Annotated in this window: 13 protein-coding genes; 8 read left to right on the top strand and 5 right to left on the bottom strand. The window is 68.4% G+C overall.

What is annotated here, in order from left to right:
• Positions 1-118 precede the first annotated feature (118 nt).
• Positions 119-715: a DUF2378 family protein gene (locus OV287_RS00440; RefSeq protein ID WP_267531958.1), complete on the bottom strand. Its 597-nt coding sequence runs from the start codon at positions 713-715 to the stop codon at positions 119-121.
• Between the two features lie 251 nt (positions 716-966).
• Between OV287_RS00440 and OV287_RS00435 the strand changes: the two genes are divergently transcribed.
• A complete protein-coding gene (locus OV287_RS00435) occupies positions 967-1,293 on the top strand; it encodes a ubiquitin carboxyl-terminal hydrolase 14 (RefSeq protein WP_267531957.1) in 327 nt (108 codons plus the stop codon).
• Positions 1,294-1,316: 23 nt separating this feature from the next.
• Positions 1,317-1,736 (top strand): hypothetical protein, encoded by a 420-nt coding sequence (locus tag OV287_RS00430; RefSeq protein WP_267531956.1) that lies wholly within the window; start codon positions 1,317-1,319, stop codon positions 1,734-1,736.
• Here OV287_RS00430 and OV287_RS00425 read toward each other — a convergent pair whose 3' ends face one another.
• Positions 1,737-2,204: a tetratricopeptide repeat protein gene (locus OV287_RS00425; RefSeq protein WP_267531955.1), complete on the bottom strand. Its 468-nt coding sequence runs from the start codon at positions 2,202-2,204 to the stop codon at positions 1,737-1,739.
• Between the two features lie 98 nt (positions 2,205-2,302).
• Here OV287_RS00425 and OV287_RS00420 point away from each other — a divergent pair, with 98 nt between their 5' ends.
• A complete protein-coding gene (locus tag OV287_RS00420; RefSeq protein ID WP_267531954.1) occupies positions 2,303-2,896 on the top strand; it encodes a hypothetical protein in 594 nt (197 codons plus the stop codon).
• Between the two features lie 445 nt (positions 2,897-3,341).
• Here the strand turns inward: OV287_RS00420 and OV287_RS00415 are convergent, their stop codons facing one another.
• Together OV287_RS00415 and OV287_RS00410 are read right to left on the bottom strand one after the other, a co-directional pair.
• Complete coding sequence (locus tag OV287_RS00415; RefSeq protein ID WP_267531953.1) at positions 3,342-4,181, bottom strand: sterol desaturase family protein; 840 nt, start codon at positions 4,179-4,181, stop codon at positions 3,342-3,344.
• Positions 4,182-4,388: 207 nt separating this feature from the next.
• On the bottom strand, positions 4,389-5,642 hold the full coding sequence (locus OV287_RS00410) for a phospholipase D-like domain-containing protein (protein ID WP_267531952.1): 1,254 nt from the start codon (positions 5,640-5,642) through the stop codon (positions 4,389-4,391).
• Positions 5,643-5,869: 227 nt separating this feature from the next.
• Between OV287_RS00410 and OV287_RS00405 the strand changes: the two genes are divergently transcribed.
• The 5 genes from OV287_RS00405 to OV287_RS00385 all read left to right on the top strand — a co-directional run bounded on the left by OV287_RS00405 (position 5,870) and on the right by OV287_RS00385 (position 11,634).
• Positions 5,870-6,664 (top strand): hypothetical protein, encoded by a 795-nt coding sequence (locus OV287_RS00405; protein ID WP_267531951.1) that lies wholly within the window; start codon positions 5,870-5,872, stop codon positions 6,662-6,664.
• Positions 6,665-6,732: 68 nt separating this feature from the next.
• Positions 6,733-7,197: an FKBP-type peptidyl-prolyl cis-trans isomerase gene (locus OV287_RS00400; protein WP_267531950.1), complete on the top strand. Its 465-nt coding sequence runs from the start codon at positions 6,733-6,735 to the stop codon at positions 7,195-7,197.
• A 21-nt stretch (positions 7,198-7,218) separates the two neighbouring features.
• On the top strand, positions 7,219-7,926 hold the full coding sequence (locus OV287_RS00395) for a 2OG-Fe(II) oxygenase (RefSeq protein ID WP_267531949.1): 708 nt from the start codon (positions 7,219-7,221) through the stop codon (positions 7,924-7,926).
• A 46-nt stretch (positions 7,927-7,972) separates the two neighbouring features.
• Positions 7,973-10,294 carry a hypothetical protein gene (locus OV287_RS00390; RefSeq protein ID WP_267531948.1) on the top strand — a complete coding sequence of 774 codons (2,322 nt, stop codon included), beginning with the start codon at positions 7,973-7,975 and terminating at the stop codon, positions 10,292-10,294.
• Positions 10,291-11,634, top strand: a complete 1,344-nt coding sequence (locus OV287_RS00385) for a hypothetical protein (protein WP_267531947.1) — start codon at positions 10,291-10,293, stop codon at positions 11,632-11,634. The genes OV287_RS00390 and OV287_RS00385 overlap by 4 nt, the downstream gene beginning before the upstream one ends.
• A 57-nt stretch (positions 11,635-11,691) precedes the next feature.
• On the opposite strand, the gene OV287_RS00380 is transcribed toward OV287_RS00385, so the two are convergent.
• Positions 11,692-12,252, bottom strand: coding sequence for a DUF2378 family protein (locus tag OV287_RS00380; RefSeq protein WP_267531946.1), 561 nt, complete (start codon positions 12,250-12,252; stop codon positions 11,692-11,694).
• Between the last annotated feature and the right edge of the window lie 20 nt (positions 12,253-12,272).

The raw sequence follows: 12,272 nt of genomic DNA, 5'->3' as shown, positions 1-12,272 counted from the left end.
CCGGACGCGAGTATGCCTGAACCCCTCACAAGTGCTGCAAGAGCAGGGAGACGGGAAGTATCCGCTCGCCGAGTCCCCTGCTACCCACGTGGGTAGAGTTCACCTCACTCCAGGCGGCCTACTCCTCCCACTCCACGTGAAAGCGTGCACCGGAACCTTCTCGCGACACCACCCGCGCCCGCGCCCGCTGGCCACCCGCCAGGGCAATACACGCCTGCAGAATCCCCTCGTAGTAGGTGGGCTGGCCCATCACCTCGTTAATCCATACCTCGCACGAGGTGGGCGACAGCTCGGTGAGGCGCGCCTCCACATAGTTGTCCGCGCTGCGCAGCGTGTTGTTCAGCCGGCGCAGCGAGCGCAGCGGTCCCAGCAGTCGGGCCACTCCCACCATGGCGCGGCCCATCACCGTGTGCACCAGGCCGTTGACCACCTCCTGGCCCAGCCGGCGCCACCCCTCCTCGCGCGGCAGCAGCGGGTGGAGGTCCACCACGGTGAGCTCCAGGGCCCGCTTCCACGTCTCGTACGAGTAGGCGGGCAGCAGGGGCTTGGACAGGTCGATTCCCGCCGCGCGCAGGCCATTCCAGGCCTGGGCTGACAGGCGGCTGCGCAACGAGAAGCGGAAGAGCCCTTCCACCGTGTGCTCGAACACCAACCGCCGCGGCGTTGCCGTCGGACGCCCAACCCCCAGCTCCCACGAGCCCTCGAGCCCCTGCATGCCCCACGCTCCCATGACAGTCACACGAAAAAATTAGGAATGGGCGCTCTGCTTCCCCAGTCCGGGGGCGCTCAGACGGGCAATGCAATGCTGGATGGTCAACGTTCGGCGGCGTCCGGCGAGCCCGGAGCTGTTCAGCGGAGGACACGCCTCTGGGGCAGAAGGGCGAGCCGCCCGGCCGTGCGCTGTCCGGGCCGCTGTCCGCCGTGTCGCCGGAGGGTGCCTACCCTGGTGGAAAAGGAGCGCACACCATGGAGACCTCTGGTTGCACCCACCTCGAGTCCATTCGCGACGTCCGTCCAAGCAGCACGGCCGGGTGTGAGGACTGCCTGCGCATCGGCGGCCGTTGGGTGCACCTGCGGCTGTGTCTGGAGTGCGGCCACGTGGGCTGCTGCGACTCCTCGCCCAACCGCCACGCCACCAAGCACTTCCACGCCACGTCCCATCCCGTCATCCGCTCCTTCGAGCCCGGCGAGGACTGGGGCTGGTGCTACGAGGATGAGGTGATGCTCGAGCCGGACGCGCTGCGGCTGGCCGTCGCTCGCCACGGACAGGGGGGGCACCCTCCGCACGTCTGAGTGCTCTGCTAGAAATAGCTCTCATGGATGACGCTCGTCACGAGAGGATCTCCGAGCTGTGCGTCATGGGAGAGGAGCTCGCGCGGCAGCGGGAGCTGGCGTCCGCGCTACTGAAGTACCGCGAGGCGCTCGCGCTCATCCCCCGGCCCGTGGAGGAACACGACGTGTCGCTCCGGGTGCTCACCGCGCTCGGGGACATGTGCTTCCAGCTGGGGCGCTTTAGCGAGGGCAAACACGCGCTGCAGGGAGCGGCACGAAGCTCCGGCGGCCTGGGCACGCCCTTCGTCCACCTGCGGCTGGGCCAGTGCGAGCTGGAGCTGGGCAATACGGAGCGGGCCGTGGAGGAGCTCGCGCGGGCCTTGACGCACGGGGGCGAGGCGCTCTTCGAGGGCATTGACTCCAAGTACCTCGCGTTCGTGAAGTCCCTGCCCCGGCGGCCATAGTCAGGTGGAAGGTGCGTGCTCCGCCAGCACGCGGTCCAGGGCCTCCGCCTCCTGCCGCAGCTCCGGATCCGAGTCCCGCAACACCTTCGTCAGGAGAGAGCGCGCGCGAGCCGGGTCTGTCTTCGCCAGGGCCATGGCCTGGTAGAGGTTCGCACGAGGTTGGTCTGGCTGAGCGTCCAGCACCGGCGCCAGCACTTGCGCTGCCCGTGCGTCCTCGCCCCGCTCCAGCAGTGACATGGCCAGGTCACACGCGGGTCCCGGCTCGGAGGGTGCGCGGGCATGGGCGAACTCCAGCAGCTCCAGCGCCCGGGCACGCTCTCCCGCGAGGTCCAACGCGAGCGCCAGCCCGTGCATTGCCTTCACATCCCCCGGGGCCTTTTGGAGCGCCTCCTCCAGCAGCCGACGCCCCTCTTCCACGTCCCCCGCTTCCAGCCGGGCCATCCCATCGAGATAAAGGTCCGTTCCCACTGAGGTCTCCCCGCACCACGCGGCGCGTCAGTCACAGGTACGCAACTCCCGTACGGCGGACTTCGATAACTTGAGAAGAAGCTGCCCCCAAGGTTCCCATGCTCGTCCGTAACTCCCCAGTCTCGCCGCGCCGCCCGGTCAACTCCACTCCCGCGGAGACGCCGGCCGAAGCGTCGTCCAACGCCGTTGCCCAGACGCGTCCCCACCAGCAGGACACGTTCACCGGCGCCGCCAACGCGCTGCAGCGCACGGCGAAGGTGGGAGCCGCGCCCGCGGGCAACCACGGCACGCTGATGCGGGAGTACCTCACCGGTGCTCGCCCGCCCCCGGCCGACTTCGAGCAGGTCATGGGCTACAAGCCCTACGCCATTCAGACGAAGCACGGCCAGCGGATGCAGGATCCTCACGGCGACGCCTCCGCCCCGGGGAAGATTGGCCCGGACAAGGAGTTCGATCCCATGGCCAAGACGCACGACTACGGCTACGACCTGCTTCGCTACTACGAGAAGAAGGGCACGCCGCTCGGGCCCGAGGCGCGCAAGGCCGCCGATGCCCTCTTCCGCGAGGATCTCTTCCACTACGCCAATGATCAGAAGGGCCTGGGCAACCGCATCAAGTTCAAGGCCTGGGCGCAGATCTACGCCACCGCGGTGGAGCTGAACTCGCGCCGCCAGGGCTATGGCCCTCCGTGAGCTGAAGTGGAGTGTCCTCGAAGGTCTTGAGGACATCCCCTCTCCCTCTGGGAGAGGGTTAGGGTGAGGGATTTCCCTCCTGTGCCCCATGACTGCGACGCGGGGTGACACGCAGGGGACTACCCTCACCCCCCGCCCTCTCCCAAAGGGAGAGGGAGCATGCGCAACTCACTTCTTCTCGAACATCGCTCCAGCCCTCCTGCACAGAAGCGTGGGTGAGCCCAGCACTGGGGAAACCCGGGGCCCGTGGCACCCTCACCCCGTGGGGCTTGCCCCCCTTTGAACGACGGGGGGATCCTCTCCCGGAGGGCGAGGGGTTCTTGGGCTCGGCTTCGAGCAACTGGTCCGATAGTCGGACCAGTTGGCGACGTGCTCTCCCGGAGGGCGAGGGGTTCTTGGGCGCGGTCTTCAGAAAGGTGTCCGACTGTTGGACACGTTCGTGAAGCTACGGCTCCGGCTGAGGCTGCGGCTGGGGCTCCGGCGGAGACTGCGTCTCCGGCTGCGGATTCTTCGCCCGGCGGTACTCCTCGTACCCCTTCGAGTAGGTGCCCCCGAAGACCTTGTCCAGGTAGGCGAAGAAGCCCGCGTAGTTGCCGAAGAACCGCCGGTGGTGGAAGTCGTGGTACGCCGGCCCCTTGTAGAAGGGGAAGAGCAGCGCCGGGTTCCACGGCACGTCGTAGCCCGAGTGCCCGTCCGCCGCCTCCAACTGCCGGAAGACAATCCACGCCCACAGCGTCACTACATGCGCCCCCACCAGCGAGGGCCCCACCAGCACCAGCGTCGAGGTCAGCATGAACTCGACCGCGTGCATGTAATTGCCGGTGAGCGCGTAGGGCGTGGTGATGCGGTGGTGCACCGAGTGCACGTGCTTGTAGAGCCAGCGCGTGTGCAGCGTCCGGTGCATCCAGTAGTAGAGGAAGTCGTCCAGGACGATGAAGAAGAGGATCTGCCCCACCATCACGTACCAGGCGGGCAGCTCCCCAGCGTGAATGCCCGACAGGCGGAACACCGGCCACGCGGCCAGCACCCCCATGAAGGACACCAGGTTGTTGAAGGCGAAGCGCTGCAGCGACGGCGCGAACCACCGCTTCACCGGGATGTCCCGGCCCTGTACCCGGTACTTCCGCAAGGACTCGGGGTTCTTCCAGGCCACCCACGTCCAGGGCAGGGCGAAGAACAGGAACGCCGTGATGCTCAACAGCGTGGAACAGATGGCGATAAGGAAGAACCGCTCCTCCTGGTACATCGCCACGATGCTGTTGAGACTCGTGATGGCGCCTTCCATACCGCCCTCCCGCGGTGATGCACACGGGAAGCAAGTACGCCGGCCTTGCCGTGAAGCCTCCCTGTCGGAAAGCACAGCTTAGCGGGTGCGCGGGCAGGCGGCGAGCCACGGCCTCTCTCCCCGGTGGCTCGGCAGCCAGCCGTCCTCCCACCTCAACGCACCGCGCCATGGGGCTCGGAAGGGGCACTGCGGGGGCTCGAACGGGGCTCAGAGGTACTTGCCGAAGAGCACCGTCACCCCCTCCGACAGCCGCTTGAAGAGCCCGCGCCGACGCCACGAGTCCCAGCGAATCTCCACTGAGTGTTGCAAGTCCTCCTCGAAGGCTCGGGCGAGCTGCGCCGCCAGCTCCGGGTCGTCCACCACCAGCGAGCCCTCCTCGGCACTGAGCGCCAGTGGGTCCAGGTTCGTCGAGCCCACCATCGACAGCCGGTCATCCACCAACAGCGACTTGGAGTGCATCATCGACACCTCGTACTCCCAGATGCGCACGCCGTTCTCCAGCAGTCGCGCGTAGGTGGCGCGCTGGCCCTCGTGCACCGGGGGGATGTCATGGTGCCGCCCGGGCGTGAGCACCCGCACGTCCACGCCCGCCTTGGCCTTGGCGATGAGCATGTCCTGAATGGCCCCCGTGGGGATGAAGTACGAGTTGGCGATCCACAGCCGCTTCTTCGCCGAGGCAATCGCCAGCAGCGTCATCCGCTCGGCGTTGGTGAGCACCGGCGCGCCCGTGTGGGTGACGAAGCCGGCACGCGCCTCACCCGGGGTGGGCATGGGCTCGGGGAAGGCCTCGGCCGGCAGCATGCCGCCCCCCGCCTCCTGCCAGTTCTGTGCGAAGGCCAGTTGAAGGCCTCTCGCCGCCGGCCCCTGCACCCAGATGTTGGCATCGCGCCACTCGTCCGGCTTGCGCCCCTCTCCTATCCAGCTCTTCCAGATGCCCCAGCCGCCCGTCATCCCGGAGATGCCATCGCGCACCACCAGCTTGCGGTGCAGCCTCGATTGGAAGCGCTTGAGGTTGAGGGTGGAGATGGTGCCCTGCAGCGGGCGGAACATGCGCACCTCGCAGCCGGCCGCCACCAGCTCCGGCCCCACGCTGTCCTCGAAACGGATGCTGCCCAGCGGGTCCACCAGGACGCGGCACGCCACGCCGGGATGGCGCTCGCGCAGCGCCTGGATGATGCGGTCCGACGGGTGCCCCGGACGCCAGATATAGAGGAGGATGTGAATGCTGGAGCGGGCGGCGCGAATCTCCTCCTCGAGCATGTCGAAGACGTGGCCGTTGTGGACGAGCTCCACGTGATTGCCCGGCTCCAGCTCCACGCCCACTGTCTGGTACCAGGCGAGCGACAACCCCTCGTGGGTCTCTGGGATGGTGTCCCGGATGCGCAGGGCAAGGTGATGATTCGGCAGGGGACAACCCGCCAGCACTCCAGCGAGCAGCAGCAGCGGCCAAGGCGTCTTCACGCGCGAAAGCTAGTCACGCCTCGCACAAGTGACTGGGCCTGCCCGAGCTCCGTCCACCCGCCGACAAGCGAGGACCCTCTCTGTCTGCTGGGACGCGCCCGCCCAGGTGCACGGGTGGACGAAACGCGACACCCGCCCCATCCCTCCGCCACACGGGTCCACCACCAGGTCCCCGCTGCCCGGGAGCCGGGCCGGGGCGGCTGCACCGCGGGCCCTCTCTGAATACCATGCGCCTGCCTGCTTCCCTCCTCTCCTCCCTGGCCTCCCTCGCGCTGCTCGGGGCCGTGCTCGCCTCATCACAGGCCTCGGCCCGGCCCCTCCCGGCCCTCCACGAGTCACCGCTGAAGGCACGGGCGCGGGGCATCCCCGTGGCGCTCCCGCTCCTGACCGACCAGAACGTCGAGTTCCCCGCCACGCCCGTCCAGCCGGAGCCCCAAGAAGAGGCTTCCGAGGTGGAGAAGACCGAGCCGCCGCCAAAGACGGTCCGTACGTCTCCCCACCTCGCCGCGGACGCTCCCGTGTCCGCCGGGGCGTGGGTGATGTACGGGACGTTCTCGCTGGTGCCGCTTGGAGGCGTGTACGGCGCAAGCCGCATGGGCGGAGAGCGGCTGTGGGTGACGGCGGCGGAGACGCTGGCTGGCAGCCTGGTGGGCGCGTTGCCGGCGGGGCTGCTCTTCCTGCAATCGGCGGAGTCGGGCGGGCGCTGGACGGAGCTGGACGTGGCGGCGTTCGGCGCGGGGCTGGTGCTCACGCCCCCGCTGGCGGCCCTGGGGACGTGGGGACTGGGCGAGCTGGTCTTCAACGGCAGCCAGGATCGGGGAAGCGCCTTCCTCGGAGCGCTGGGAGGTGCCGCCGTGGGCACGCTGCTGGGCGTGGTGGCTCACGGAGTCCTGGAGGAAGTCGTGGATAACCGCAGCACGCTCCAGTGGCTCCGCAAGTACATCGCCCTGGGCTTCATCGGCTCGGGTGCCACCGTGGGGTACCAGTGGGCAGGCGGAGGACCGCGCACGCGCTCCAGGTGAGCCCACCTGCGCGCGGCCACCCTTGTTAGGCTCTCGGGCGCTTCCTTCCTTCCCGAGGGCCTACTTCGATGAACCGACTCCTCCCGATCCTCTCCGCGTGCCTGCTGTTCGCTGTCTCTGCCTGTGGCCCGGACACGGGAGACCCAGCCAACGTGACGTTCGCCTCCGAGCTGGGCGTGGACCTCGCGGCCATGCAGCGCACCGACTCCGGCCTCTATATCCAGGACCTGGTGGTGGGCACTGGCGCCGAGGCCAAGACCAGCCGCTACCTCGAGGTGCACTACACCGGCTGGCTCCCCAGCGGCACGAAGTTCGACAGCAGCCGTGACATCAACCAGCCCTTCGCGCTCCGGCTCGGGGTCGAGCCCCGGGTCATCGCGGGGTGGGAGGAGGGCCTCGTCGGCATGAAGGTCGGCGGCACGCGCAAGCTCGTCATCCCCGCCGAGCTCGGCTATGGCCAGAACGGCAGCTACCCCTCCATTCCGCCCAACTCGGTGCTCGTCTTCGACGTGGAGCTCATCTACGCCCGCTGACGCGCGGAGCCCGGGTTCCCCATGACTGACTTCATCGAGGTCCACGACGGCGTCCTGCCACCCGCGCTGTGCCAGGACATCCTCCAGCTCTTCGAGAAGAGCCCCCACGTGCAGCGCGGCCGCACCGGGGGCGGCGTCGACCTGACCAAGAAGGACAGCTACGACCTCACCCTCAACACGTACGCGGAATACCAGCCGCTGCTGCGCCGGCTGCTGGACGCGGCGTTTCCCCCGCTCAAGAGCTACCTGCGCAAGTACCTCTACAGCCTCATCGGCGCCGTCTCCCTCTCCACGAAGCACCCCAAGACGGGCCAGGTGGTGACGCTCACGCGGGAGAACTTCGCCGAGCTGGGGGACCCCGTCTTCGATCAGCTCGTCGGCTTCCTCTACCGCTACGGGGACCTCACCGTGCAGAAGTACCTCAAGAGCTCCGGCGGCTACCCGCACTGGCACTCGGAGGTGTATCCCAAGGACGCGAGCTGCGAGCCCCTGCACCGCGTGCTCGCCTTCCAGTTCTACCTCAATGACGTGAGCCAGGGCGGCGAGACCGAGTTCTTCTACCAGGAGAAGAAGGTCCAATCGAAGGCGGGCCGCATGCTCATCTTCCCCGCGAGCTTCACCCACACCCACCGGGGCAACGTGTCGGAGTCCAACGACAAATACATCATCACCTCGTGGGTGCTCTTCCACCGCGCCGAGACGCTCTACGGCGGCGCGCCCCGGAAGTGAGGGCCTCCCGGGCCGGCCTCAGGCCTTGGGCTTCCACGTGGCGCGCATGAGGTGGACGGGGCGCCGTCCCCGGGTGCCTACGCCTCCCTGGGCCTATAGGCGGGCCGCGCTGTTGGGGGCCGTGCTGCTATCCACCGGCTGCGTCACGCTGGCGCCGCGACATGGCGGCAGCACCCTGGAGAGCTCCAGCGCCCTCTCCACGTTGCGAGATACGGGGGCCAGTGAGCCCCCGCTCCTCGCGGCACTCTCCCCTCTTGCTTCCACGCAGGGGGGCGAGCACGCCCTGTCCGCCGGGCCGGGCCAGCAGGAGCGGCGGGGGGGCGCGGGCGAGGCGCCTGAGTACGTGGTGGCCAGCATGGGGCCCACCCCCCAGGGCTGTGGGGGGCAGGCCGTGCCGCCGGGCTGGCCCGACTTCTCCTCCGAGGACAGCGACGCGCTCCTCGCCCCCTTCCTCACATGCACCTCGCCCGCCGAATACGTCGCACTCCAGCAGCGTGTGGACATGCCCCGGCTGGTGGAGTCGCTGACGGACTGGGATGCCGTGCGGCTCGGCCCGCTGGGGCCCGTGCGCGAGGACGCCGCCAGCATTCTCAACCGCAAGCGTCTCTCCTTCCTCCTCCATGCCACCGACACATATGGAGTCGCCCATGCCGAGGTGTTCGTCCGTTTCCTCCTCGACTCGGCCTATGACGATGAGCTGCGAGAGCTTCTCTTCTGGCTGGCCCGGGACAAGCGGCTGGAGTCCACGCTGGGGCTGATGCCCAGGGCCCGTGCGGAGTTGGAGGCGCGAAGCCTGAAGCTCTCAGCTCGTCCGGACAGGGATTTCCAACCCGGAGACCTGCTGCGGGGGACTGGCCGCGCCGCCACCGACCTGCTCACCCACGAGCAGGAGAAGAATGCCTGGTACACCCACTACGCACGGCAACGAGGCCAGCTTCCCCCCTCCTACCAGGAGGACCTCGACGAGGTGGAACGGGAGGCGGCGAAGCAGCACTACTCGGCGGGCAACGTGGTGCTGGGCAGTGTGGACCACCTCACCTTCGGTGTGCCGCTGGGCTTCTACTACCTCGCGGCGGGTACGGGCCACGGGCTGTACTCGCTCTCGCGGGGCGAGTACGAGCAGGCCGTGCGCGAGCTGACACCCGTCGCGCTGCTGGCAACCCTGTACGTAGGGGGCAAGGGCGTGCGCCCCCTCTATGAGGCCCGGGGAGGAGGAGCCGGACTCCAGAGGGGGCTGGAGACGGTGCGGACGCGAGTGGGAGCCCTCGCGGAAAAGACGCGGCAACTGCAAGCGCAGCTGGGCATGGGTGCGGAGGGCCTACGGGAGCTGGCCCGGTACATACAAGCCAGACGTGAGGCGGGCCGCTTCGTGGCCGTGGGGGGAATGGACGCCGCACTGGCGCTGTACGCGGCGAGGGGGAATGTGGCCAAGGCCCGGCCGCTCATGTCCAAGGCCAGGCCCGGGGCCACGGGCTCCCCACCCGTGAAGAGCGGTGCGGGGGCCAGCGCCGGGAAAGCCGCCACTGCGGCGGACGAGGCCGCACGCCCCGCCCCGAAGCAAGCCCTTGCCGCGGAGCGCCAGGGCACCCTGGCCTCGTTGGTGGATGAGGGGGTGGGCCACACGCGGGAGGTGGTGGAGGCAAAGCTGGCGGTGGCGGAACTGGAGGCCACGGGCCCGCGCCTGCCCAAGGACGTGAGGGTGCTGGAGCAGCACCGCCCCGTCCTGGAAGCCCCGCCGCCGGAGGCCCGGGGCAGCCCGCGCTGGCGCGAGTACGTGGAGTACTACAACAAGCGCTTCAAAGAGGTGGAGCAGGGCACGGCCGCCGAGGGCCCCCTGAAGTGGGCGCCCTACGAGCAGTTGCGCGGGTGGTTTGCCCGGGGCCTGGCCTTCGAGCGCGACATGGTGAAGCTGCTGCGCGAGGACGCGGCGAAGCCTCGGGCCGAGCGCCGCTTCCTCGGTGATTTCGACAGGCCCCGCATTGAAACGCAGGTGGGCGTGAGGAAGCCGAATTCTGGCCTGCGCTACACGGATGTGCTCGTCATCGAGGAAGGCGCGCTCGGCGGACAGCCGCTGCGGGTGGAGACGTTCAGCTTCAAGAGTCGTGACCTCTCACAATCAGGAGACAAGGCTCTAGAAACGCAGATGAAGGCGGATGCGCTCGAGGCCCTGAAACATTACGGCGAGACGCTGGACATCCGCCGCAACTCCGTCCAATCCATTCTCCCAGGGAGCAGCGAAGTGCAGGTCGTGAGGGTACGCCTCATCTACGAGGGCGGCGACCTCAAGCCTGCAAAGGTCAACAACTTGAAGGCTGTTGTGGACGCGGTTCAGAAGGCGATTCCGGGAGTGGAGGTGTTGTTCCCATGAAGGTTCTGGAGTTTCACGGCGAGAAGGACGAGGACTCCCTTTGGTTCTCATTCCAAGGCGCCTTCAACCCGCAGGCGGCAAGGGAGAGCGAGCTGGAGCCTTTTCTCGTGGCGCTCGAGGAGCACGCCGGTGGGTGGATGCCGGACGTCGTCGAAGGCAAGCGGCGACGAAAATATGCCCGCCCCGCCGTCTGGAAGGCACTGGACGAGGAGCGCCGCGACAGAGGAACAACCATCGGGCTCTACCGGACGAAGTGGCCCGCGTTGGACATCACGCTCAGACAGTGGTTCCCACCTCTTGCGCCCCAACTGGACATCACCATCAAGATAAAGCCTCTCTCCTTCTTTTCGGGGGAGGAGCGCTGTCGCCAATTCGTGGAGATGGTGCGTGCCTGGACCGCGCGCTACCCGGGTCCCCATGCAGTGGCTCACAGCATTGATGACATGGAGTGGGCGGGCTTCCCCGATTTTGGCCGCGACGACGCGACTCGACGAAGAGACGGGTTCGATAAAGTCTATGAGGTGTGTTGGCTCAACGTCTTCAGTCCCAGACTGGTGGAGACCGTGGGCCGCGAGCGCATGCTGTCCACGCCGGCGCACCGGGTGGAGGAGTTGCCCAACGGCTGCGTCCTCCTGGTGACGTGGCCCACCGCCGCGGATTTCGCCAGCAAGGAGGCCCGGCTCGCCCAAGCCCGAGCCCACGCCCACCTCCGGCCGGACCTCGACTTCGACACCGTGCTGCGCACCCTGCATGAGCGCAGCGCCCTGCTCGCCCCCGTGGAGCCCCGCTTCCACCCGGACCTGGCCCCTCTCCTCTCGCGGGTAGTGGACCGCGCCCCCAGTCACGTGCGCCAGCGCAGAATCGCCGAGCTCAACGCATGGCAACCTCCCGAGCCCGAGGAGTGGCGCCCCGCCGGCTCCGCCCTGCCCCCAGACGTGGAGAACCTGGAGCTCGCTCTGCAGCAGTACAGCCTCTACGCCGAGCACCTCGTGGCCCTGCTTCACTCGGAGGTGCCCTCCGTCTTCGACGCCACGCCCGAGTCCCTCACGGATGCCGACTTCTACTTCTGGCGCGAGGAATTCCCGACGAGCCGCCTGCGGGAAGCCATCGACGAGCACGCGATACCCGCCATTGGCGCCTACCTGGGAGAGGTGCTGGTGCGCAACCTCGGCGGCAGGTGGATTCCGCGCCAGAAGCTCGAGGAGGCCCAGGTGCTCGTGGGCAACCGCCTCTGGCTTCCCTTCGTCCGGGCCCGCAACTACATGCGCTCGCGACAGTCCCTGCTGGACTCCTCCCTCACCTGGCTCTACCGCGTGGCCGAACGCCACCGGGGCTCTTGATGAGGCGCACCTCGGACCATCTCCGTGGTCCCATCGAATGCCGCGGCGAGAAGGACTTCAGACCTTGGGCTTCCACGTGGCGCGCATGGTGAAGCCCTTCGCGTCCATGTCGTGCAGCCGCACCTGGGGCTCATCCGCGCCCCCGGCGCGCATGCCCGCGAGCACCAGGCCCACCGTGAAGTGGCGCAGCACGTCGTCCGTCTCGTTGAACCACAGCTCCATCTCCGTGGGAGACACCTCGGTGATGCGGACCTCGCTGTAGTTGTTGCCGGTGCGGAAGTTCTTCTGCGCCCGCTGCAACATCCGGCGCGGCCCCAGCACCTGGAGCATGGAGAACATCGCCCGGCCAATCATCGAGTCCTGGTAGCCGTCGATCATCCGCTCGCCCATCCGGCGCCAGGCCAGCTCGCGGCGCGGCTCGTCGGGGAAGGCGGCCCGGGCACCCAGGTCGATGCAGCGCGACCACACCGTGGTCGGGTAGGCCGGCAGCAGCGGCTTGTCCAGGTCCACCCCCGCCACGCGCAGCTGCGCCTTGAGCTCGGGGGGGACCCCGTCCGGGAACGTGCGGGAGAACAGTCCCTGGACGGTATGGTTGAAGACGAGTGGGGTCTCCGACATGCGGCGGCACCCTAGCGCGG

Origin of the sequence: Archangium lansingense, from assembly GCF_026626635.1 — a bacterium.
GTDB classification, from domain to species: domain Bacteria; phylum Myxococcota; class Myxococcia; order Myxococcales; family Myxococcaceae; genus Archangium; species Archangium lansingense.
The sequence above is the reverse complement of the archived record's forward strand: the minus strand, read 5'-3'. Positions and strand labels throughout refer to the sequence as shown.

Coding starts and splice junctions, on each gene's coding strand:
- OV287_RS00385 (WP_267531947.1), top strand. CDS start 10,291: ATGAAGGTTCTGGAGTTTCACGGCGAGAAGGACGAGGACTCCCTTTGG.
- OV287_RS00400 (WP_267531950.1), top strand. CDS start 6,733: ATGAACCGACTCCTCCCGATCCTCTCCGCGTGCCTGCTGTTCGCTGTC.
- OV287_RS00405 (WP_267531951.1), top strand. CDS start 5,870: ATGCGCCTGCCTGCTTCCCTCCTCTCCTCCCTGGCCTCCCTCGCGCTG.
- OV287_RS00390 (WP_267531948.1), top strand. CDS start 7,973: ATGAGGTGGACGGGGCGCCGTCCCCGGGTGCCTACGCCTCCCTGGGCC.
- OV287_RS00380 (WP_267531946.1), bottom strand. CDS start 12,252: ATGTCGGAGACCCCACTCGTCTTCAACCATACCGTCCAGGGACTGTTC.
- OV287_RS00415 (WP_267531953.1), bottom strand. CDS start 4,181: ATGGAAGGCGCCATCACGAGTCTCAACAGCATCGTGGCGATGTACCAG.
- OV287_RS00395 (WP_267531949.1), top strand. CDS start 7,219: ATGACTGACTTCATCGAGGTCCACGACGGCGTCCTGCCACCCGCGCTG.
- OV287_RS00435 (WP_267531957.1), top strand. CDS start 967: ATGGAGACCTCTGGTTGCACCCACCTCGAGTCCATTCGCGACGTCCGT.
- OV287_RS00420 (WP_267531954.1), top strand. CDS start 2,303: ATGCTCGTCCGTAACTCCCCAGTCTCGCCGCGCCGCCCGGTCAACTCC.
- OV287_RS00430 (WP_267531956.1), top strand. CDS start 1,317: ATGGATGACGCTCGTCACGAGAGGATCTCCGAGCTGTGCGTCATGGGA.
- OV287_RS00440 (WP_267531958.1), bottom strand. CDS start 715: ATGCAGGGGCTCGAGGGCTCGTGGGAGCTGGGGGTTGGGCGTCCGACG.